Source organism: Winogradskyella poriferorum (genome assembly GCF_036553625.1).
In the GTDB taxonomy this organism is placed as follows: Bacteria; Bacteroidota; Bacteroidia; order Flavobacteriales; family Flavobacteriaceae; genus Winogradskyella; species Winogradskyella poriferorum.
This window is the reverse complement of sequence record NZ_JAZHOU010000004.1, coordinates 176,132-199,818: the sequence shown is the minus strand read 5'-3', so window position 1 is coordinate 199,818 and position 23,687 is coordinate 176,132. Positions and strand designations below refer to the sequence as shown.

Sequence of the window (23,687 nt, the reverse complement as noted above, 5' to 3'; positions counted from 1 at the left end):
ATTTATAGTCAATAAAAAACCACGCTTATGAGCGTGGTTTTTTATTTCAATTTAAGAAGTTAAACACCTTTTTAGTTTTCGACTTCTTCTTTTACTTCTTTTATGACCTTTTTTACTTTTACCTGAACATCTTCAGAGGTCTCACTCATTTTATCTAACTGAGCTTTCACTTCTTCTTCAGTTCCTTCAAAAACCTTTTCTTCAACAACCTCTTCACCTCCATTAGTAACTGTTGTAGTTACTACGTTAGCTTTAGTTGTTCCATCTTCATTTTTAGTCATCTTAACTTCAACTCGTTTTTCAACCGAATTTTCGTTTTCAGAAAAGTTAACCTCAGCTACTGTAGTATTCATTGCTAAACCTTCTTCAGAAGAATGACCACCTAATATTGGCGCAATTACTAAACCAACTAAACAGGTTAATTTAATTAAGATATTCATGGATGGCCCAGACGTATCTTTGAAAGGATCACCAACTGTATCACCAGTTACTGCTGCTTTATGAGCATCAGAACCTTTCTTTTCTATTTTACCATTTACCATAGCTCCTGCTTCAAAAGACTTTTTAGCATTGTCCCAAGCTCCTCCTGCGTTATTCTGAAAAATTGCCCACATAACACCGCTTACACAAACACCTGCCATATAACCACCTAAAACTTCTGCTCCTAATGTATAGTTACCACTTATCATAGCTGTACCCAAACCAATTAGTAAAGGAGTTACAATAGTGATTAATCCTGGTAATAACATCTCTTTTAATGAAGCTTGTGTAGAAATAGCCACACACTTGTCGTATTCTGGCTTACCAGTACCTTCCATAATTCCAGGAATTTCTTTGAACTGACGACGAACTTCCATTACCATTGCCATAGCTGCTTTTCCTACGGATTTCATAGCTAGAGCAGAAAATACTACAGGAATCATACCACCAACAAATAAGGCTGCTAAAACTGGTGCCTTAAAAATGTTGATACCATCTATACCTGTAAAGGTTACAAAAGCGGCAAATAACGCTAATGCTGTTAAAGCTGCAGATGCAATTGCAAAACCTTTACCAACAGCTGCAGTAGTATTACCAACTGAATCTAAAATATCTGTACGTTCTCTAACTTCTTCTGGCAATTCTGCCATCTCAGCAACACCACCTGCATTATCCGCTATAGGTCCAAAAGCATCTATTGCTAATTGCATAGCTGTAGTTGCCATCATAGCACTAGCGGCGATTGCAACACCATAAAAACCTGCAAAAGCATATGAAGCCCAAATTGCAGCAGCAAAAAGCAATACCGAACCTGCTGTTGAAATCATACCTACAGCAAGACCTGCTATAATATTTGTTGCAGCACCTGTACCTGAGTTATTTACAATATCATTTACAGGATCCTTACCCATACTTGTGTAGTAGGCTGTAACCCATGAAATTAATCCGCCAACAGCCAAACCGATTAATGCACTCCAAAACACATTCATTGATGAGATTTCTTTAGCACCTTCCCCAAAGAAATTCATTGACATAGTTTCAGGCAACATCCAATCTATTAAAAACCAACTTGCAACAAGGGTAATAACAATGGCTATCCAATTTCCTGTATCTAAAGCTTTTTGTACCTGAGCTTCTTTTGCTTCATTATTTTTAATACCTACTAATAATGTTCCTATGATTGAAGCTATAATACCTACACCTGCAATAACCAATGGTAAAAGAATTGGACCCATACCATCAAAAGCTTCTGTAACTTGGCCTGCTTCTCTCATATCGCGTAACACGTAGTTACCTAACACCATTGATGCTAATACTGTTGCTACATAAGAACCAAACAAATCGGCTCCCATACCTGCTACGTCTCCAACATTATCACCTACGTTATCTGCAATAGTAGCTGGATTACGAGGATCATCCTCAGGAATTCCTGCTTCTACCTTACCAACTAAATCCGCTCCAACATCTGCTGCTTTGGTATAAATACCTCCTCCTACACGTGCAAACAACGCAATAGACTCAGCACCCAAAGAAAAACCAGCTAAAGCTTCCAATACCACTGTCATGTTATCGTAAAAGGAGCCTTCGCCAGACATGTACATATTAAGAAATAAGATAAAGAATAAGCTTAATCCTAGTACCGCCAAACTTGCTACACCCATACCCATTACTGTTCCTCCCCCAAAAGACACTTTTAAGGCTTTAGGCAAACTCGTTCTTGCGGCCTGCGTTGTACGCGCATTAGCATCTGTTGCTATTCTCATACCTATATTACCTGCAAAAGCACTAAAAATAGCACCAACTATAAATGCTAATATGATAATATATTCTGTAGAAGGTACTACATAAGCTACGACACCCAACAAAATACTGGCTATAATTACAAAAATCAGCAAGAGTCGGTATTCGGCACTTAAAAACGCAAGTGCACCTTCTTTTATACTTGCAGAAAGTTCTTTCATACGTTCGTTACCAGAGTCTTGTTTTTTTACCCATGCGTATTTAGCACCCATGAAGATTAAACCAATAATTGCCAATAATGCTGGCACATATAAAATGTATTGTTCCATATAATTAATTTGATTTGTTTTTAGCGTGGCTAATGTAGTAAAATCAATCAAATTTTACGAAAAAAGCAATATCAAATACATGATATTGCTTTTTTAATATAAATTATATTAATAAATCTGATTATTTATATTGTGAAGGTGCGCTTTTTCTTATGTTCACTTTCATCATATCGCTTAACACATTCGTTGTAGATTTTTCTAGCCTCTTCTGCATTTCCCCATCCTCCTACGTCTACTTTCTTTTCTTCTAAATCTTTATAGACTTGGAAAAAATGTTCAATTTCTTTAAGTCTGTGTGGATTAAGATCACTAATATCATGATTATTACTCCAAATTGGATCCGAAACTGGCACACAAATAATTTTCTCATCTGGTCCCTTTTCATCTGTCATGTGAAACACACCTATCGGTCTTACTTCCATTACAACCATTGGGTATGTTGGCTCTGTCCCTAAAACCAAAACATCTAAAGGGTCGCTATCTAGCGCCAATGTTTCTGGCACAAAACCGTAATCACCAGGATACATCATTGATGAAAAAAGCATTCTATCGAAACGGATTTTGTTTAGTGCAAAATCGTATTCATATTTATTTCGGCTCCCTTTAGGAATTTCTATTAAAACATCGAAGGTTAACTTAGTTGTATCTGTCATTTTCTATTACATTTAAAAAAGGCTGTAAAGATAGTTAGATTAAACCATGTTTGGAAACATTTCTATGTGATGTTATTATGAAATTTCATAAAAATTCACTTCTCTCTTATCATAATAAAAATTTATATCTTTAACAGTATCAAAAATTTACACCGACCATGACCAATCTAAAGCTGTATTACAAATACTTATTTATAATTTTGCCTTTACTATTAATATTTAATTGTAGTGGAATCGCAACAGAAAGTTTACTACTTACGGATATAAATAGCGACTCCATCAATATCTCTGACAAATACTGGCTAGTGTATGAAATTGATGAAAATCTCGATGAAGAATTAATAATGCCACTAGTATTTAATAAAGCTGGTTACTTTAACAAAAGTAAAATTTGGGTTGCTGAAGTTGAAGAAAAAAACTCAAAAAAAAAGGCTAAATTCTATATACGATTAAAAGAATCTACCGTTGACGACAGATATTTAGCACAAGGAACTCTCTGGGAACGTGGAGAAAGTATAACGATATTAGGCACCTTAATTAAAACATCTTCTACTCAATATGAACTATATATGCCTACCAAAAAAGGGTATGAATTAGCAAAAAACAGTGCTAAACTAAAAAAGATGAAAGAATACTACTCTGTTAACACTGATGGATTTGCACCAACAATTCAATTTAAAAGCCAAGCTGTTGAATTATATTCTGAAGAAATAATAGATTTTCTTAACGGTATGAACCTAAACATTGACCTAAAACCAGAATATATTTTTAAAGCTGTAGATGAAGAAGATTATGAAGATGCTCTACGTGAATTAAAAAGAAAAAAATAAATCTTTTAGAAATAAAAGCCAAAACTACCTGTTACACCAAAACGTCTCGCTTCTGGATTATCTAAATAGTTTCCTCTAAAATTAAAGTCTATTCTTAAGATTTTGAAAATATTAGCCACACCAAAACTGTACTCATAATACATGCGTGTATCTGGAGCTATAAGAGGAAATTCAACAGGATTTCCTGTAGTACTTAAAGCTATATTTTCATCAGATAATTCTCCCCAAACACCTCTAAGACCAACAATTGCCCTGAGGTTGTATTTCTTTAAGAATGGAATACGAGAAAATAAACGACCATTAAAATTATGTTCAAAATGAACAGAAGTGTAAGTGTCTGTTACAAACTCATAGAAATCTAGCTGTGAGAATGTATTATATATTGAGAAATAGGTTTGGTTACCAGGCACTACACTAAGCAATCCTAAGGGCACTTCACCAAATGTTTTACCAGCTTCTATTGATGTTACCAAACGTCCAAAACCACCTACTTGCCATGGTTGTATATACGAAAATTGCACTTTGGTATAGTCAAAATCACTATCAAACCAATTGCGATCTCCTCGTGTCACCTGAGCAAAAAGTCTTGCAAAATTATCGTTCTTCTCTTTGCGTTCTACTCCAAAACCTGTCATTTCACGCTTTGGGAAATAGGACAACGCTAACCTGCTTTCAAACTGTTTAATTTCTGAAGAAATTCCTGTTGAAGATTCAGCATCATTATAATCTAAACTAAAGGTTGGCGATGCCGAACTTAAGGTTCTAAAACTTCCATCCAGACGTACTTCAAAATTTCTTAACGGCTCAATAGAAAACCCCAAATTGGTTAAATTAATGTTAGTTAATTTATCATTTGAGCCTGCCGTAAAAACCGCATTAGAAGCTAAACTTCTACCCAAAACATCTGTAGAACTCGTTAGACTTGCACCTATCTGTTCTATATCTCTTCGGTTACCTCCAAAAACAGTTAAACGACTGCGCTTATCTAAAAGCCATTTTCCAGAAATACCATATTTAAACTTATCGTCTCTAAAGCCATAAGCTAAAAATCCTTCTAGTCGCCACAAATCATTTGGACCAAAATAAGTTCTTCCTCCTGTTCTTAGTCGCATACCTTCAACCTCGTTAAAACCGAATGTTGAAAAAATTGGACCATAGTCAAAATTTATACTTGGAAACTCTACATATCCAGAAGCTAATATGCTTCCTAAGTTATAAAGACGCTTAAACTTCTTTACGGTTTTTAAAGTGTCTAGCATTTTGTAGACACCTTTTTCATCTTTATTTAAAGCTTCTAACCTATTCTTTTCCCAAAAATCATCTTCTCTATTATAAATATCTGCATCATAGGTATAAACAACCTTATCATAGAATTTTTCATCCTTCGGTTGATCGAATTTATAATTATCGTACAACGTTGTTCGCTTACCATAAACTCCTCGTGATTTTTCTTTCTTATTTAAGGCAAAATCCGAAAGAAAATAATCGCGTTTTATAAGAAAAACTGAATCATTTAAAACTTCAAATTCTTGCTCTATATATATTTCTTTTACCCAGTTAATATTGGCTCTTTTAGAGGCTTGAAGATTTATTTCTTTGATAGCATAAGTAGAATCATTAACCCAAAAGTCTCCTTTAAAAGTTAATTCATTTTTACGTCTTGGGTAGTAAATGATATTGTAGCACCATTTGTTGTCTATGTATGCACTATCTGAAAGTACATAGTTATAGGTTTGAATACCTGTACGACTCAACGGACTTACAAAACTCTTATCAAAGAACTTTAAATAGTTGTCATAAATATTATAGTCTGAATATAAGTCATCTATGAAATCTATAATAACCTGATTGTTACTAAATCCCGAGTTTTTATTCCCTACTAAATCCTCTCGCTTTTCATTTCTTTCATTATCACCGTAAACCTTTTTTACAGACTCATTCAGGAAAATTGGCAAATACGTTTTACCTGTTACCGAGGAAGTATCAACTTCTTCAAAAACAAACTCCATACCCTTAAACAGTTTACTTTTTATTAGCGCACTATCTATGGTATTAAGGTCAAACTCCACTTTTTCGTATTGGTCGTACTCGTATTGTTTAAACTGGCTAAGACCGTTTTGCCTCTTGCGTTCCCAAATCTTCTTAAGAATGCGTATTGCAGGATTTTCTGAAGCTTTCTTTGATTGTTTACCACTAACAATAACCACTTCCTTTAAAGATTCTGCTTCCTCCTTGAGCACAAATCTTAAATCGTAGTTTACCTTTTTTGTAAGTTGAAATTCTAATACTTCATAACCAACAAAAGAAACCACTAAAGCATTCCAGATTTCGTCAGACTCTAAATAGAATCGTCCATCTTCGTTTGTAATGGTACCTTCGGTAGAACCTTTAAAAACTACGTTTGCAAAAGGAATTGGCTCATCGTTTGCATCATAAACGTAACCACTAACTTTTGTTTGAGCAAAAGCTGAGGTTAAGCCAATAGTAAATAGGGCAAAGAATAGTTTTAACTTCATATTTAAACAATAAACTTCATCAACAACCATACTAAAATTAGATTTTGGTTATTAATGAAGTTTATTTAACGCAGAAAACTGCGATTTATTTACTTATACATTACTTTTTTCACCGCTTTTACAACGTCATCGCTGTTAGGCAACCACTCTTCTAAAAGTACTGGTGAGTATGGAGCAGGTGTATCTGCTGTATTAATTTTCACAACTGGTGCATCTAAATAATCAAACGCTTCAGATTGTACTAGGTATGTAATCTCAGTAGCTACGTTTCCAAAAGGCCAAGCTTCTTCTACTACAACTAATCTATTTGTTTTCTTTACAGATTCTACAACCGTTTTTCTGTCCATAGGACGTACAGTACGCAAATCTATAATTTCACAAGAAATACCTTCTTTTTCTAATTCGTCCGCTGCTTTAAAAGCCTCTTTAATAATTTTACCAAAAGACACAATGGTTACGTCTGTACCTTCTCTTTTAATATCTGCAACACCTAAAGGAATAGTATATTCGCCTTCAGGTACTTCTCCTTTATCACCATACATCTGCTCACTCTCCATAAAAATTACTGGATCGTCATCTCTAATTGCAGATTTCAAAAGTCCCTTTGCGTCATATGGATTTGATGGCACTACCACCTTAAGACCAGGTGTATTTGCAAACCAACTTTCAAATGCTTGTGAGTGTGTTGCTGCTAACTGACCAGCGGATGCTGTTGGGCCTCTAAAAACGATAGGACACTTGAATTGCCCGCCAGACATTTGTCTAATTTTCGCAGCGTTATTTATAATCTGATCAATACCTACTAAAGAGAAGTTAAACGTCATATACTCAACTATAGGACGGTTACCAGTCATCGTAGAACCTACAGCAATACCTGCAAATCCAAGCTCTGCGATAGGCGTATCAATAACGCGCTTAGGCCCAAACTCATCTAACATCCCTTTTGATGCCTTGTATGCACCATTATATTCTGCAACTTCTTCACCCATAAGATAAATGCTTTCATCTCTTCGCATTTCTTCGCTCATGGCTTCAGCGATAGCTTCTCTAAATTGAATTGTCTTCATTATTTTCTTTTTAAACGAAGAACAAAAATAGCAATAAAAGAAAAACTAAGTAAATCAAATTTCTTTAAAATTTATTATGCACGCATAGTAAATATTCGAAATAAAATATTTACCTTCGTAACCACAATTTTTTGATGTTTTACAAATGGTTAGCGAAATCGTTATCGTAAAATTTCACATAATAATGTAAACTTAAATAAGATATAAGTATGAAGATTTTAGTATGTATCAGCCACGTACCTGATACGACTTCCAAAATTAATTTTACAGATGGAGACACAAAGTTTGATACCAATGGTGTACAGTTTGTAATTAACCCTAATGATGAGTTTGGTTTAACCCGTGCAATGTGGTTTAAAGAAAAGCAAGGTGCTAGCGTAGATGTTGTTAATGTTGGTGGTGCAGAAACTGAACCTACATTGAGAAAAGCTTTAGCTATTGGTGCAGATACTGCAATTAGAGTTAATACTGATGCTACTGACGGCTTTTCCGTTGCAAAACAATTAGCGAAGGTGGTTAAAGATGGTGGTTACGACTTAGTTATAGCAGGAAGAGAGTCTATTGATTACAATGGCGGAATGGTTCCTGGTATGTTAGCAGCCATGACAGATGCTAACTTTGTTGCTAACTGTATAGGATTAGAAGTCGATGGCACAAGTGCTAAAGCCGTAAGAGAAATTGATGGCGGTAAAGAAACTGTGAGTACTTCTCTTCCATTAGTTGTTGCAGGACAAAAAGGTATTGTTGAAGAAAGTGATCTTCGTATCCCAAATATGAGAGGTATTATGATGGCTCGTAAAAAACCGCTAAATGTTGTTGAACCTGTTGATACTACTTCAGAAACTACAACAGCTAGTTTTGAAAAACCTGCACCTAAAGGAGCGGTAAAGTTAGTAGATGCCGATAATATCGATGAGTTAGTAAATTTACTTCATAACGAAGCTAAAGTCATTTAAAAAAAGAATTATGTCAGTTTTAGTATATACAGAATCAGAGAACGGAAAATTTAAGAAAGCAGCTTTAGAAGTCGTTTCTTATGCAAAAGCTGTTGCAGACCAAATGGGTACAACAGTAACTGCTGTTGCTATTAATGCAGATAAAAATGATAATTTAGGAGCTTACGGAGCTTCTAAAGTATTGTCTGTAAAAGATGGTAGTTTAGATAAATTTAACGCAAAAAAGCATGCAGCTGTTATAGAACAAGCTGCTAAAAATGAAGGTGCAAAAGTTGTTGTTTTAAGTTCTAGTGCAAACAGTAAATATTTAGCACCATTATTAGCTGTAGGTTTAGACGCAGGATATGTTTCTAATGTAGTAGAAGCACCATCTAGCACGTCTCCTTTTACAGTAAAAAGAACTGCTTTTACAAACAAAGCTTTTGCCAATACAGAAATAAATACAGATGTGAAAATCGTTGGTTTATCTAACAACTCTTTCGGAATAGTTGAGGCTGGTGGTAGTGCTTCTGTTGAAGATTTTTCACCTTCAATACCAGACTCTGGTGTTAATGTAGAGTCTGTGGACAAAGCAACAGACAAGGTAAATATTGCTGATGCCGAAGTTGTTGTATCTGGTGGTAGAGGATTAAAAGGTCCTGAGAATTGGGGAATGATAGAAGAGTTAGCAGACGTTTTAGGCGCAGCTACAGCATGCTCTAAGCCAGTATCTGACCTTGGATGGAGACCGCACAGTGAACACGTTGGACAGACAGGAAAACCTGTAGCCTCTAACCTATACATTGCTGTTGGTATTTCTGGTGCTATACAGCATTTAGCAGGTATTAATGCTTCTAAAGTAAAAGTTGTTATTAACACAGATCCTGAAGCTCCTTTCTTTAAGGCTGCAGATTACGGTGTGGTTGGAGATGCTTTTGAAGTTGTACCTACTTTAATAGAAAAACTAAAAGCTTTTAAAGCTCAAAACGCATAATTTTATTACCTTGTAGTATTAAAGGACTGTTTAAATTTAGATTTTCTGAATAGCTTTACGTTTTATCGAAAGTATTGAGAAAAATATCCAATTCTCCATTTTGCAGTTGGTAAAGTCCAAATTTAAACAGTTCTTTGTGTTTTAAAATTCATGAGTTTAGTACGTTTAAATATAAAAGGTATTTCCTACAGCCAAACACAAAATGGCGCGTATGCCTTGATACTTAATGAAGTTGACGGTGACAGAAAACTTCCTATTGTTATTGGTGCTTTTGAAGCACAATCTATTGCTATTGCTTTAGAGAAAGAGATTCGTCCGCCAAGACCATTAACTCACGATTTATTCAAAAATTTTGCCGATAGATTTGATATTGTTGTCAAACAAGTTATCATTCACAAATTAGTAGATGGTGTCTTCTACTCTAGTCTTATTTGTGAGCGCGACAAAATTGAAGAAATTATTGATGCCAGAACAAGTGACGCCATTGCTTTAGCGCTGCGTTTTCAGGCACCAATATTTACCTACAAAAACATCTTAGACAAAGCAGGTATTTATCTTAAAGTTAATCCTAAAAAAGAGGAAGAAGAAGAACAAGATAGTATACTTGTAGATGATTTTATTGCCGAAGAAATTGAAAATGCTGTTGCTGATCAAGAAGGTTATAAAGATAAATCTTTAGAAGAATTAAATAGCCTTTTAGAAGAAGCTGTAAATAACGAAGACTATGAAAAGGCAGCAAAAATCAGAGACGAAATTTCTAAGCGCTAACTAACACTTCTTTTTATGAATCATTTTTTCAAGGCCCTTATTGCTATATTTATTGGATTTTCATCAATTACAGCACAAGAGCTAGAAAAAACATGGCAATTTTCATCAATAGAGAATAGCCAAACAAACGAATCACTGTCTATTTCTGATTCTGACATTTTAAAGTTTAAAGACGGAGACTTTTCGTATAAATTATTAAGTAAAGACAGTCTTAAAGCTTCTGGTCATTACACATTCCAAAATAATCTTTTAGTTTTTTATTACAACACACCTAAAGATACTATTAGAAAGTATAAGGTTCGTGAGTTTACAGATTCGACACTTGTATTTACTGAAAAATCAACTTTTTATAACTTCAAACCTCTTGAATCTGAAAGCGTTGCTTCAGCAGCAGCTATAACAAATGAGAATTCTGAGAACATTATAAAACCAAGTAAAGGTTTTTCTTTTAGTAGTTTATGGCGAGGTGTTTTGGGTATGTTTACCCTAATAGTCATTGCTTTTCTATTTAGCAGTAATCGTAAAGCCATAAACTGGAAAACCGTAGGAATCGGATTAGCATTTCAACTACTTATTGCTATAGGAGTTCTTAAAGTTGGATTTGTAAAAACAGCTTTTGAATGGGTTGGTAGTTTATTTGTAAGCGTACTAGATTTTACAAGAGCAGGAAGCGAGTTTTTATTTGACGGTTTGGTTGTAGACATGGATACCTTTGGGTTTATTTTTGCATTCCAAGTGCTTCCAACAATATTATTCTTTTCGGCTTTAACTTCGGTTTTATTCTACCTTGGAGTAATCCAAAAGGTGGTAAAGGCTTTTGGATGGCTGTTGACTAAACTTCTTAAAATATCAGGCGCAGAGAGTTTAAGTGTTGCTGGTAATATCTTCTTAGGACAAACAGAAGCACCACTTCTGATTAAGGCTTATTTAGAAAAAATGAATAAGTCTGAAATACTACTGGTTATGATTGGTGGTATGGCAACTGTTGCCGGAGCAGTACTCGCTGCATATATTGGCTTTTTAGGAGGTGATGACCCAGAGCTAAGACTAGAATATGCCAAACATCTATTAGCTGCGTCTGTAATGGCAGCACCTGGCGCTATTGTAATTTCTAAAATATTGTTTCCACAAACAGAGGATATCAACACTGATGTAAAAGTATCTCAAGAAAAAATAGGTGCTAACATACTAGATGCTATTGCAAATGGAACTACTGAAGGACTTAGACTAGCAGTAAATGTTGGTGCTATGCTATTAGTATTTGTTGCTTTTATAGCTATGATTAATGGTATTCTTGGTTGGGCTGGCGAAGTTACTACACTAAATAATTGGATGGCAGATAACACACCATATCAAAGCTTTTCTCTCGAAGCTATTCTAGGTACAATTTTCGCACCTTTGATGTGGCTTATTGGTGTTGCAAAAGAAGACATGATGATGATGGGTCAGCTTTTAGGCATCAAATTAGCAGCTAGTGAATTTGTAGGCTATATTCAGCTTGCTGACTTAAAAGATATTGCTAATGCCACACATTTAAACTATAACAAATCTGTAATTATGGCAACCTATATGCTGTGCGGATTTGCAAATTTTGCTTCAATAGGTATTCAAATTGGAGGTATTGGATCTTTAGCACCAGGACAACGTAAACAATTATCTAAATTTGGTATGAAAGCCCTAATTGGAGGTACAATTGCCTCATTAATTTCTGCAACTATAGCAGGAATGATAATTGGGTAAAAGCCCCTTTAACTCCCTAAAGAAAAAACATCAAGCACTTAAAATTCGTTAATAACTTTTAATATCTGCTTATGGATATTCAAAGTCTATAATTTTCATTTTAATTACATTAGCCTTCAATTATTTTAACTATAAATGAAAGTTTCTTCCCTTCGGGAAGACGGAAGATGGGTTTATGAAACAATATCACGATTTAGTAAAGCACGTATTAGAAAACGGAAACGAAAAAGGAGATAGAACAGGTACAGGTACTAAAAGTGTGTTTGGCTACCAGATGCGTTTTGACTTAAGCGAAGGCTTTCCTATGGTAACTACAAAAAAACTACACCTTAAGTCTATTATATACGAGTTACTTTGGTTTCTTAAAGGAGACACAAACATTAACTACTTAACCGAAAATGGTGTAAGAATCTGGAACGAATGGGCAGACGAAAACGGTGATTTAGGTCCTGTTTACGGACACCAATGGCGCAATTGGGCAAGTGAAGAGATAGACCAGATTAAAGAAGTCATAGAAACGCTTAAGAACAACCCAAACAGCAGAAGAATGTTGGTATCTGCATGGAATCCTTCTGTTTTACCAGATACATCTAAATCCTTTTCAGAAAATGTTGCCAACGGTAAAGCTGCTCTACCTCCTTGTCATGCATTTTTTCAATTTTATGTAGCTAATGGTAAACTATCTTGTCAACTCTATCAACGTAGTGCAGACATCTTTCTTGGCGTACCTTTTAACATTGCATCTTATGCACTATTTACAATGATGATGGCACAAGTTTGCGGCTACCAACCAGGTGAATTTATACACACATTTGGTGATGCTCACATATACAACAACCATCTCGAACAATTAGAATTACAACTATCTCGAGATATTAGACCATTACCAAAAATGATTATCAATCCAGATGTAAAAGACATTTTTGACTTTAAGTTCGAAGATTTTACACTTGAAGATTATAATCCTCATCCACATATTAAAGGTGTAGTTGCTGTATAACGTTTCTTATTATGAAAATTGTAAAGTTTGCTATTCTTTCCTTACTCTTTAGTTACTTAGGATTTACTCAAGAAACCAAACAAGATTTTTACAAACGCTCTTTTATTGCCTACGAAGGTTGTGAAGACCCGGAAGATTTAGAGCGTTGTTATGAAATTTCTTTTCATGAGTTTTTGGCTAAACACATTAATAGGAAAGCTTTAAAAGATTCTATTTTCTTTAAAGCAAAAAAAGACACCATAACGGTTAGCGCCAGCATTCTGTATGGTGAAAACGGGAAAGTTGTTAAGCGACATTCAAGAATTTCTAATCCAGCGAGCAATAGAATTGAAGGACTAGAGTATTTACTGGATAGCATTCCAACTGTTAAGCCTGTTTTAGACAAAAAAAATAATGGTGTTGCACTTAATATCAGAAAACTATTTGGATTTTATCTCAACAAAGCAAAAGACACAATCGTACCAATTTTTGGTTATACACCAAGCGAAGTGCCTTACGAAATCATAGAAAAAGTACCTGTTTACAGAGGTTGTGATGAAAGCATGAGCAATGAGGGTTTAAAAAAGTGTATGAATGATAAGGTGGTGCAATTAATTTCTGAGAATTTCAGAACAAATCTTGCAACTAAACATAACTTAAAACCAGGTATACAGCGCATTTATGTTATGTTTAAAATAGATAAGAAAGGACGCGTTAAAGATATCGTTGCAAGAGGACCGCATCCTGAAATTGAAAAAGAGGCTATAAGAGTTATAAAGAAAATACCTCGACTAAAAAAACCAGGATATCAGCGTGGTAAACCTGTTATAGTCCCTTTCTCCATACCTATAGTCTTTGCTGTAAGTGATTGATTAAAAATAAAAAGGCATTTCTAAAAAGAAACGCCTTTTACCGTCTTAAATAAGGGCTATTATAAGTTTAATACACCATTTTCAGCACCTGCATAGTCATTCCAAGCATATGCGTCCGCTTGCTCATCATTAACGTAGTTACCGTCAACAACATATCTAAATTCATAAGAGTTATCACTCTCTAAATCTAGAGTACCTTTAAATGTACCATTCTTTAGTTTCTTTAATTCTGTAGCTTCAGTATTCCACTCGTTAAAGCTTCCAACAACCGCTACACTTTTTGCCTCCTCTGCAGGAACAGAAAATGTTACCTTACAAACTGGCTTACTTTTTAAATACTGTTTTTTAATTGCCATAATTATAGTTTTAAATAATGGCCCAAAAGTATAAAAGAAAAAAGCAGAAAATACAGTTTAACTTACTTTAAATGAAAGAATTATCATTTTAATAAAATAGTCTTTACTTTTTAGTAAACTATATATTTTTTCATTATGAAATTTATGAAATCAGAAACACCAAATCACACTTTATAAACTGATAATCAACGACATCGTTTTCGAAAATTGTAAACATAAAATCTATTGTTTTGCGTTAACGTTTTGCTGAAAAAGAAGTATCTTTATCTTATAATTTTACAACCATGTTTGGAAAGAAAAAACAAGTTTCTACAATAGATAAAGACCAATTAGAGCTTATTGAAAATGCTCAAAAACGCATTAAACAAAAAAAACGATTATACATTCATTTTGTTGTGTTTCTAATAGGCGCTGTTTTCTTAATTCTCGCAAATACTGTTCTTGGTATTGGCAAGGATTTTACTATAGCTGGTATTAATTGGTTTGTGTATGCTATTCTTATTTGGTTATTCCTATTTGTTTACCATTTTATAAATGTATTTATCACAAATAAGTTTATGGGCAAGGATTGGGAAAAACAACAGTTAGACAAACTTGTTAGCCAACAACAAAAACGAATAGATAAGTTAAAAGAAGGATTTCTTAAAGAGGAAAAGAAAATAGCACAATCGCAAGCTTATAACGAAGCCAAAACAGAGCTTTCTGACGAAAAAAAAAACTCCAATGAATTAACAATAATCGTTGCTGCTGGCGAAGACAATGCTATCGGAAAGGACAATGACCTTATTTGGCACCTTAGTGATGATTTAAAGCGATTTAAAAAGTTAACCTCTGGTCATCATATCATTATGGGACGCAAGACTTTTGAAAGTTTTCCAAAACCTTTACCAAACCGTACACACATTGTTATTACAAGGCAAAGTAACTATAAAGTACCAGAAGGAGTTATTGTAGTTAACAATCTTGAAGATGCACTAGATGCTGCAAGAAAAGATAAGCAACCTTTTATTATTGGTGGTGGCGAAATCTACAAACAGTCTATTAATCTTGCAGACAAACTAGAACTGACAAGAGTGCACGCTTCTTTTGATGGTGCTGACACCTTCTTCCCTAACGTTGACACAAACATCTGGAAAGAGGTTTCTAGAACCACTCATGAAGCTGATGAAGATCATAACTATGCATTTTCGTTTATTACTTATGTAAGAAAATAGCCTACTCAAAAAACGATTTTTAACTTTTATATATCCATGAATAAGTAATTTTCAAGTTAATTAATCGTTTAAATTGCTATGAAACAACTGCTTTTCATTTTTTCTATAATTAGTCTGTTAGGTTGCAAAAACTCTAAATACAAAAAAATTTCAGAGTATGAAGAAATGCTAAATAGCTACAGCATTTACAACTATGAATCATATAGGGATTATAAAAGTGAAATTTTAAAGATTAGACCAACAAAAGAATCATATTGTCTTTTAGATTCTTTTAAAGCCGAATTAGACATAAAAAAAGGTAAACTAAACTATTTCATTGGTCATGACAGAGAATACCTCAAACAAACTCTTACTAATCTACCAGAGTATCTAAAGTCTAATTATTCAATTAATTCTATTCAATTGTTAATAGGTTGCGTTGTCACAGACGACGACAAGTATGGCAAATGTTATGAGAGATTAATGCATGACGCAATAGAAAAAAAGTACGGAGAAGATTTTATTTCTAAATCGAAAAGAATTGTGGATAGTGTTTATCATCATAAAAATCCCGATACTATATATTCAAGGTTTAATTCTTATGGAATGTTGAATAGGTCAAAATCTAAAACTTATAGAAATTGGCACGACTCTATAAGTAAAGCCTTTAGTAAGAACTTTATTATTCCTAAAAACTATACAGTTAAAAATGACAGCATAACTTATGTTTCTGCTGACTTCATAATCAACAGATCAGGACATATAGACAGTTTAAAATTATCTTCTATTAGCTTAAGTAAAGAGTATGAAAACATCTTTAAAAGTCAATTAAAAAATCAAATTTTGAATAACGAATGGCAATCGACCAAACTATATGGAATAGAACTAAACTCTAAAGAGTTTATTGTTATTTTCCTTTAGTTATTCTCTATGTCATAGTAAACATAATAGATTAATATTTTATCTCTATTTTTGCAGCACTAAAAATTAGTCACATGAATGCATACATATTTCCAGGTCAAGGTGCTCAGTTTTCAGGAATGGGTTTAGACCTTTATGAAAATTCACCATTAGCACAAGAACTTTTTGAAAAAGCTAACGATATACTTGGTTTTTCTATCACAGATATTATGTTTGAAGGCTCTGCCGAAGACCTGAAACAAACAAAGGTTACACAACCTGCCATATTTTTACACTCAGTAATTTTAGCAAAAACATTAGGAGATAACTTTAAACCAGATATGGTTGCTGGCCACTCGCTTGGAGAGTTTTCTGCTCTTGTTGCTGCTGGAGCTCTAACTTTTGAAGATGGCTTAAAATTGGTATCTCAACGTGCACAAGCAATGCAAAAAGCATGTGAGCTACAGCCAAGCACAATGGCTGCTGTTTTAGGTTTAGATGATGATGTTGTAGAAAAAGTATGCGAAAATACAGAAGGTGTTGTTGTTGCAGCAAACTACAATTGCCCTGGTCAATTAGTAATTTCTGGTGAAGTTGACGCTATAAACAAAGCTTGCGAAACGCTAAAAGAAGAAGGAGCAAGACGTGCATTAGTATTACCTGTTGGTGGTGCTTTTCACTCTCCTATGATGGAGCCTGCACGTGAAGAATTAGCTGCTGCTATAGAAAACACAACCTTTAGCAAACCTAATTGTCCTATATATCAAAATGTAACAGCTTCTGCAGTTTCAGACGAAAATGAAATAAAAGCTAATTTAATTTCTCAATTAACAGCTCCTGTTCGTTGGACACAATCTGTACAACAAATGATTGCAGATGGAGCTACACACTTCACAGAAGTTGGTCCTGGTAAAGTTTTACAAGGTTTAGTAAAGAAAATTAACAGAGAAGCTGAAACTGCCTCAGCTACTTTTGAAACTAATGCTTAAATCTTTGTATTTTGAATAGAAACCTATTTATTACTCTTCTTATTGTTTTTAATATTGCTATAGACCAGATCACAAAGGTTATTGTTAGAAACAATATGGTTGAAGGCGCCAGAGGTCAAATTGATATAATTAAAGATTATTTTCAATTGATTTGGGTAGAAAACAAAGGAGCTTTTTTAGGCATGGGAAGTGATATGAATCCTACACTTCGTCTTATTTTCCTTTTAATTTTACCTACCATAGTCCTTTTGTACGTTATATATTATATTGTAAAAACAAAAGAACTAGACCGTCTTAGTCTTATCGCATTTTGTTGTATTGTTGGTGGAGGCATTGCTAATGTGTTTGACCGCATCGTTTATGGACAAGTCACCGATTTCTTTTTTATAGATTTAGGTGGAGTTTTTAAAACAGGTATTTTTAATATTGCTGATATCTCAGTAACAACAGGTATGATAATGCTACTCTACAGTGGAATTTTCAATAACAAAAAGAACATCAAAACAAGTGATTCATAATCACTGAATTTAAAAAATAAAAAAAGACCCTTTTTTGCAGAAAGGGTCTTTTTTGTTTTGATAAAAATCTAAAAAATAATTCTTTAAGGTAGAGAAAAGGTTGTTACTTCACTGGCACCAAAAGAGCCTCCTTGGCGAATCACCTCTCCATTTACGGTTAACGAGTAACTTCCTTCCCCAAAACTGCAGCACATACCATCACCATAAGCATCATAGATTACAAAACCAAAATCACCATCATCTATACAAAGTCGTTGCTGTATAGACTGATCATCTAAGTCATCATAACCGCCTCCTGAGGCTATTAAGGTTGGAGATGTTGTTATATCCGAATATAGCTCCCAACTCGTTTCCTCTGCATAATTATCAAAAGTAATATCTAAAATAAGTTCATTCGCAGGACAAACAATAACGATATCCATACGTAATGGATGCGGATTTAAAGCTGTATTATCGTCTGCAAATCCTACAACCAACCTATCTCCGCTTCCAAAACCATTATCTGTAATTGTAACATCAAACTGAGCTGAAGACGAATTGGCTGGTATGGTAACAGAACTCGGTACATTATAATAATCTGAGCTTATGGTTGTGCCCTGTCCGTCATTAAATTCTAAAGGTAAAATCTCCAAATAATAGGTAACATCAGAAGATGATTTTCTAGAATTATAAACCGTTATGGTTCTAACTGATGTACCGCTCTGGTTTAATTCAAAATTTAAAATATCATCCTCAAAACTTATAAATTCATAATCTGAAACACTGGTTGCATCTGCATCAATTTCGCTATCACAAGCAACAAAAATGAGACTGCATAACACCAAGGTTGTATATATAATTTTTTTCATTGTAATAGGTTTTAATTAAATATTATTGAAGCCAGCATAATTGTCATTTAAATCTATTTCGTCCTCAGGAATTTTTAAGAAAAATAGATTACTATCTGCAGGCACGTCTATAGATATTCTATGAATGTCGTTTCGTGTCATTGGCAAGTTGTAACGCTTCGCATCAAACCATTGCGGACCAAACTCTCCATAAAACTCTTTCTTTCGTTCTAACAAAATCTCATTTAATAGTGCCTGACCAGAATTTGTAGTTATTGTAGCATTAGGATCTCTGGCAGATTGCAATGCAAACAATAGATTTCTAGCCTCTGGAATATTACCTAAATGATACTGTGCTTCGGCATCAAAAAGAACCATTTCAGACTTTCTTATAAGTGGTATATCTGAGGCAAACGTAAAAGCGTACTTTGTAGACACAAATTCTCGCCAAGGCGTTGTATCTGAGACGCCGTAAATATCTATAAAGGTATTTCTAACATCTGTAGCAGTAAACTCAGCAGCAAAATCTGGATCTATATACGACGCATTGTAACTAAGTGTTAAATGATCGAACATAGGAGCTGCATGTCCCCAGAAAAAATTGGTTTCATCAGAGCCATTTTGAAACATGGCCCAAAGCCACTCTTGGTCTTGCATATCGCCAAATCCTGCTCCCCAATTTGTAGATTGTACTGCCTGATTTGCGTTACCACCATAAGCGCTTCTTGCTAAATCTGAAACTCTTTGCCAGTCATCTTGAGTAACAGAATATACTCTTACCAAAACAGCTTGAGCTACTGCTTTGTTGATAAAGCTTTTACCCAATCTATTATCTGGCAAATCGGCTACAGCATCTTCTAAATCTTGTATAATCTGACCATAAACCTCACTCATCGGTTCTGGAGGATTACCTCCTACGGTTTCTAAAGATGTTGGTGTTGTGTAGATCGGAATTCTCTCTAAACTTCTGTCATTATTGTAGTTTGGAGCAAACTCTAAGGCAAGCTCAAATAAGTGAAAGCCTCTAAAAAATTTTCCTTTGGCAACAAATTCTCGCTTTTCTTCTTCACTTAAAGCATCACTATTATTAACTCCAAAAATCAATGTATTTGCAAAGTTGATATTCTCATAATTAAAATCCCAAGTAAAATTCGTTCTTCTAAAATTAGGCTCTCTATTTTCATGTCCGTAATCGAAAGTATACCAATTAAAATCTTGAATGATATCATTCCCTTTAACAGCTCTGGCAAAATACATAGCATATAAACCACCTGCATCTACGTTGCCATACTGTCCTTTATAGTTTGAAAGAATACCATTAACAAAAGTCTGGGCATTTTCTCTAGATGAGAAAATCAACTCATCAGTAACACCTGTTGTGTCCGAAGGTTCTTCTATATAATCTTTTTCACAAGACAGCATTGTGCTTGCCAAGATCATAACCACCAATGGCAGTAATACTCTAAGTTTTATATTTTTATTTTTCATCATATTATTTTTTAAAATTGAATTAATGTCCCAAACGTAAATGTTCTTTGTAATGGAGATCTGTTTGCTGTTAATCCATTAAAGGCTTGTTCTGGATCAATACCTCCATGAGATTGCCACGTTAATAAATTATCTCCTTGGAAGTAAACCCTTACTGAGGTTAATCCTATGTCTTCTAAAGCATCTTCAGGTAAATTGTAACCTACAGTAATACTTTTAAGACGTAAATAATCATTCTTGAACAACCATCTTGTTGATTGAGAATTGAAGTTATTATTTGATGTAGTCAACCTAGGAAAATCCGTAATATCACCTGGTTGTGACCATGCATTAAAGTTGTCTGGATGCGCTGATGCTCCAATAGCATCAAAATTATTCACTAGACCAGAGTAATCTGTATCTAATAAGTAAGCACCTAAACTAAAGTTAAACAATGCACTAAGATCAAACTGCTTATATCTTACACTTGTATTAAAACCTCCTTGAAAATCTGGTAAAGATTCCTTACCTGTTTCATAACGTGTAGCTTGGTCATAATCATTGGTAACTGTTCTGCCAGTAACATTTCCGTCTGTATCTAAAACATCTTGATACCAAAGCGCATCACCAGTTGCTGGATTTACACCAGCCCATTCTCTCATATAAAATTCGAATAATGAATTTCCTGGTGCCCAAAGCTTTGTTCCCTGAACTTGACGATCTGTAAATGGAGAGATCTGAATGATTTCATTCTTCAATACTGAAAAATTACCACCCACACTCCAACTAAAATCTTTCTTATTAAAGATATCACTGTTTAACGTTACTTCCCAGCCAGAATTTTCTATAATCCCAGCATTAGCTCTAACTACAGGTACTCCTGGTGAAGGTGTTGCTGTTATATCCTGAATTAAATCCTCACTACGTCTTTTGAAATATTCAACAGTACCTGTTAGTGCGCCATCAAAAATGGTAAAGTCCATGCCTAAATTAAGGTTGGTAGATGTTTCCCATTGTAGTGCTGGATCTGGCAACGTTCCTGCTGGTAAATTAGCTGGCTGACCCTCAACCGGAGAAATTACAACACCACCAAAATTGGCTCCACCAAACAAAAAGCTTGTTGGAAAAAATCCTCCTGGAATATTAATATTCCCTAATTCACCATAAGATGCTCTTAATTTAAGATTGTTCAACCAATCCACATTTTCCATAAAAGCTTCATTTGTAACATTCCATGATGCACCTACTGAGAAAAACTCTCCTGTATTATAATCTGTATTGAACTGTGAAGATTTATCTTGTCTTACTGAACCTTCTATGAAATATCTATTATCATAATTGTAAGCCACGCGACCCAACATACTAACAATTCGTCTTTCTGTTCTAAAGCCACCAAACGTTTCAGCAATTGTACCATTACCTAACTCCTCCTGACCAGGCAAGAAACCAGTCGCAGACGCACTAAACGTATCTGACGTTGTTGTGTTTGCTTCATAAATTGCATCTACAGAAATATTATGAGCATCTGCTATCGTAGTCTTATAATTTAGCGCTTGGATAGCATTTAGACCTGTAGTGACATTTCTCGCTTTGCTAACTCTACCTCCAACAGCGGATGCTGCACCAATCTCATCATCATCAAAACTATGACTATCAAAAGCAAAGTTTTCATAATTTAAAGTAGATCGAAACGTAAAGTTTTTAAGAAAGCTTACTTCTGCATAAGCAGATCCTAAGTAATTAGTTCTAATACGTTGTTCTGTTCCTAACAATATAGATGCTAGTATATTCTCTCCTTGATTAGTTGGTCTATTGAAGTTTACTGGCTGACCTATTGGTCTTCCGTTACCATTACCAAGGTCGTATATTTTGTTTCCATTATCATCTAAAATAATATTACCATCTACATCTCTTACATAGATTGGATAAATACCATTTACATTATAAATCCATGATATAGCTTGTGTGGTACTACCAGAAGTTTGATCTGGATTATTAGAATACGATCTAGAATAACCACCTGTAATACCAAGTTTTAGCCAATCATTAACCTGACTGTCCAATCCTACTCTTGTAGCAATTCTTTCGAAATCGGACTTAATTACTGGCCCATCTTCACTTAAATAATCTACAGAAAAAAAGTAATTGGTATTTTCTGTACCTCCCGAAACATTAATATTATGATTAACTCTTGGTACATTTTCTCTTAATACTGCATCTTGCCAATCGGTCTCCCACAATAAATTAGCACCTTGCACTAAATTACCATCTGTATCTATAGGGTTAGAAACACTGTAAGGATTGTAACCTAATGTTGGTATTAGAGCATTTGTGGCATTGCTTGCTGCTTCGGCAGGTAATTGCCCTTGGTTATATAAATTATCATTTCTAAGAGCTTGCCACATTAATTTTAAGTAGTCCTCAGAATCGACAACATCATGTATACCAACAGCTGGATTAGAAACACCATATTGTGTTCTTATCCTTACACTTGTTTTAGTGTTTCGCTTACCTCTTTTTGTTGTAATTAAAACAACACCATTTGCTGCTCTAGATCCGTAAAGTGATGCTGATGAGGCATCTTTTAATACTGAAATAGACTCTATCTGGTCTTGACTTATGGTATTTAAATTACCGGTAAATGGTGCTCCGTCAATAACAATAAGAGGACTGTTAGCTCCATTAAAACTTCCAAAACCTCTAATAACAAAGTTTGGATTGTTACCAGGCTGACCACCTGCTGTAATAAGGTTAATACCTGCTACTGTTCCTTGTAATGCTCTAAGTGGCGACGTAACCTGTTGATTTTCGATAACTTCAGATTTTACCACAGCAACAGAACCCACAATGGCCTCTCTTTTCTGTGTTCCGTAAGCTACTACAACGACTTCATCTAGGGCACTTCCATCCTTTAAGGCAACATCATAAACATTGGCATTGCCGATTACGACCTCAGCAGATTCCATTCCAACATAAGAAACAACTAAGATATCTCCTTCTGTTGCTCGGATAGAAAATTTACCATCGAAATCTGATTGCACTCCTCTAGAGGTGTTTTTTACAATCACATTTGCACCTGGCAAAGGCATTCCATCTGATTCGGTTGTGACGGTTCCGGTGATTGTTTTTTCTTGGGCTAAAACCATTTGAGATCCAAAAAATAAATACAACAGAACCAAAGCATAATTTTTTACTTTCATAAAATTTCATTTTAGATTATACACTCAGTTTGTTGCAATAAGAAAGGTCGGCAGCGAAGTAATTTTAAAGACTAATTCAAAATAATTACTTTGATTGATGAAATTAAAGTTAACATGGTTATTTCATAAAAAGTAAGGCTTCCACTGCCTCCCTTTGCAATTGCGCAAGTAAAACAACCAACAAGACAGCAAACTTGGGGTAAGAATTATAAGACTTTACCTATACCGACAGATAATTACCTCCTATTTACCTTTTAAAAAAAGGACTTGAGAAGGTTAGTATAAGATTCACTTTTTACTGAGACAAAAATTAACCATGCACCAGCATTTCAGC

General features: G+C 34.5%; 19 protein-coding genes. 11 read left to right on the top strand and 8 right to left on the bottom strand.

The window, feature by feature from the left end; all coding sequences use genetic code 11:
• Positions 1-71: 71 nt before the first annotated feature.
• Positions 72-2,549: a sodium-translocating pyrophosphatase gene (locus V1468_RS12820; RefSeq protein WP_331810625.1), complete on the bottom strand. Its 2,478-nt coding sequence runs from the start codon at positions 2,547-2,549 to the stop codon at positions 72-74.
• 125 nt (positions 2,550-2,674) lie between these two features.
• Positions 2,675-3,202 (bottom strand): inorganic diphosphatase, encoded by a 528-nt coding sequence (locus V1468_RS12815; RefSeq protein ID WP_331810624.1) that lies wholly within the window; start codon positions 3,200-3,202, stop codon positions 2,675-2,677.
• A 158-nt stretch (positions 3,203-3,360) separates the two neighbouring features.
• On the opposite strand from V1468_RS12815, the gene V1468_RS12810 reads away from it, so the two are divergent.
• A complete protein-coding gene (locus tag V1468_RS12810; protein ID WP_331810623.1) occupies positions 3,361-4,032 on the top strand; it encodes a hypothetical protein in 672 nt (223 codons plus the stop codon).
• A gap of 5 nt (positions 4,033-4,037) precedes the next feature.
• Here the strand turns inward: V1468_RS12810 and V1468_RS12805 are convergent, their stop codons facing one another.
• Together V1468_RS12805 and V1468_RS12800 are read right to left on the bottom strand one after the other, a co-directional pair.
• The gene (locus tag V1468_RS12805) at positions 4,038-6,548 is read right to left on the bottom strand and encodes a DUF5686 and carboxypeptidase-like regulatory domain-containing protein (protein ID WP_331810622.1); all 2,511 of its coding nucleotides are present in this window, start codon (positions 6,546-6,548) and stop codon (positions 4,038-4,040) included.
• A gap of 89 nt (positions 6,549-6,637) precedes the next feature.
• The gene (locus V1468_RS12800; protein WP_331810621.1) at positions 6,638-7,615 is read right to left on the bottom strand and encodes a pyruvate dehydrogenase complex E1 component subunit beta; all 978 of its coding nucleotides are present in this window, start codon (positions 7,613-7,615) and stop codon (positions 6,638-6,640) included.
• Between the two features lie 209 nt (positions 7,616-7,824).
• Between V1468_RS12800 and V1468_RS12795 the strand changes: the two genes are divergently transcribed.
• The 6 genes from V1468_RS12795 (at position 7,825) to V1468_RS12770 (ending at position 13,903) form a co-directional block, all read left to right on the top strand.
• Positions 7,825-8,571 (top strand): electron transfer flavoprotein subunit beta/FixA family protein, encoded by a 747-nt coding sequence (locus V1468_RS12795; RefSeq protein WP_331810620.1) that lies wholly within the window; start codon positions 7,825-7,827, stop codon positions 8,569-8,571.
• A gap of 10 nt (positions 8,572-8,581) precedes the next feature.
• Positions 8,582-9,544, top strand: a complete 963-nt coding sequence (locus tag V1468_RS12790; protein ID WP_331810619.1) for an electron transfer flavoprotein subunit alpha/FixB family protein — start codon at positions 8,582-8,584, stop codon at positions 9,542-9,544.
• A 150-nt stretch (positions 9,545-9,694) separates the two neighbouring features.
• Positions 9,695-10,312 carry a bifunctional nuclease family protein gene (locus V1468_RS12785; protein WP_331810618.1) on the top strand — a complete coding sequence of 206 codons (618 nt, stop codon included), beginning with the start codon at positions 9,695-9,697 and terminating at the stop codon, positions 10,310-10,312.
• A 15-nt stretch (positions 10,313-10,327) separates the two neighbouring features.
• The gene (locus tag V1468_RS12780) at positions 10,328-12,052 is read left to right on the top strand and encodes a NupC/NupG family nucleoside CNT transporter (protein WP_331810617.1); all 1,725 of its coding nucleotides are present in this window, start codon (positions 10,328-10,330) and stop codon (positions 12,050-12,052) included.
• A gap of 175 nt (positions 12,053-12,227) precedes the next feature.
• On the top strand, positions 12,228-13,052 hold the full coding sequence (locus V1468_RS12775; protein ID WP_331810616.1) for a thymidylate synthase: 825 nt from the start codon (positions 12,228-12,230) through the stop codon (positions 13,050-13,052).
• Positions 13,053-13,063: 11 nt separating this feature from the next.
• Positions 13,064-13,903, top strand: coding sequence for an energy transducer TonB (locus tag V1468_RS12770; RefSeq protein ID WP_331810615.1), 840 nt, complete (start codon positions 13,064-13,066; stop codon positions 13,901-13,903).
• A gap of 59 nt (positions 13,904-13,962) precedes the next feature.
• On the opposite strand, the gene V1468_RS12765 is transcribed toward V1468_RS12770, so the two are convergent.
• Entirely contained in the window at positions 13,963-14,259 is a 297-nt protein-coding gene (locus tag V1468_RS12765) for an isoamylase early set domain-containing protein (RefSeq protein ID WP_331810614.1), read from the bottom strand.
• Between the two features lie 284 nt (positions 14,260-14,543).
• On the opposite strand from V1468_RS12765, the gene V1468_RS12760 reads away from it, so the two are divergent.
• From V1468_RS12760 to lspA, 4 genes are all read left to right on the top strand, one after another.
• Positions 14,544-15,473, top strand: coding sequence for a dihydrofolate reductase (locus tag V1468_RS12760; RefSeq protein ID WP_331810613.1), 930 nt, complete (start codon positions 14,544-14,546; stop codon positions 15,471-15,473).
• A gap of 78 nt (positions 15,474-15,551) precedes the next feature.
• Positions 15,552-16,373 (top strand): hypothetical protein, encoded by an 822-nt coding sequence (locus V1468_RS12755; protein ID WP_331810612.1) that lies wholly within the window; start codon positions 15,552-15,554, stop codon positions 16,371-16,373.
• 74 nt (positions 16,374-16,447) lie between these two features.
• Complete coding sequence (fabD, locus tag V1468_RS12750) at positions 16,448-17,341, top strand: ACP S-malonyltransferase (RefSeq protein ID WP_331810611.1); 894 nt, start codon at positions 16,448-16,450, stop codon at positions 17,339-17,341.
• A gap of 11 nt (positions 17,342-17,352) precedes the next feature.
• Positions 17,353-17,859 (top strand): signal peptidase II, encoded by a 507-nt coding sequence (lspA, locus tag V1468_RS12745; RefSeq protein WP_331810610.1) that lies wholly within the window; start codon positions 17,353-17,355, stop codon positions 17,857-17,859.
• A gap of 83 nt (positions 17,860-17,942) precedes the next feature.
• Here lspA and V1468_RS12740 read toward each other — a convergent pair whose 3' ends face one another.
• Genes V1468_RS12740 through V1468_RS12730 form a run of 3 tightly spaced genes read right to left on the bottom strand, consistent with a single transcriptional unit; the run spans position 17,943 to position 23,353 of the window.
• Positions 17,943-18,707: a hypothetical protein gene (locus V1468_RS12740; protein ID WP_331810609.1), complete on the bottom strand. Its 765-nt coding sequence runs from the start codon at positions 18,705-18,707 to the stop codon at positions 17,943-17,945.
• 15 nt (positions 18,708-18,722) lie between these two features.
• Positions 18,723-20,177: a RagB/SusD family nutrient uptake outer membrane protein gene (locus tag V1468_RS12735; protein WP_331810608.1), complete on the bottom strand. Its 1,455-nt coding sequence runs from the start codon at positions 20,175-20,177 to the stop codon at positions 18,723-18,725.
• Positions 20,178-20,185: 8 nt separating this feature from the next.
• Positions 20,186-23,353, bottom strand: coding sequence for a SusC/RagA family TonB-linked outer membrane protein (locus tag V1468_RS12730; protein WP_331810607.1), 3,168 nt, complete (start codon positions 23,351-23,353; stop codon positions 20,186-20,188).
• Positions 23,354-23,687 lie beyond the last annotated feature (334 nt).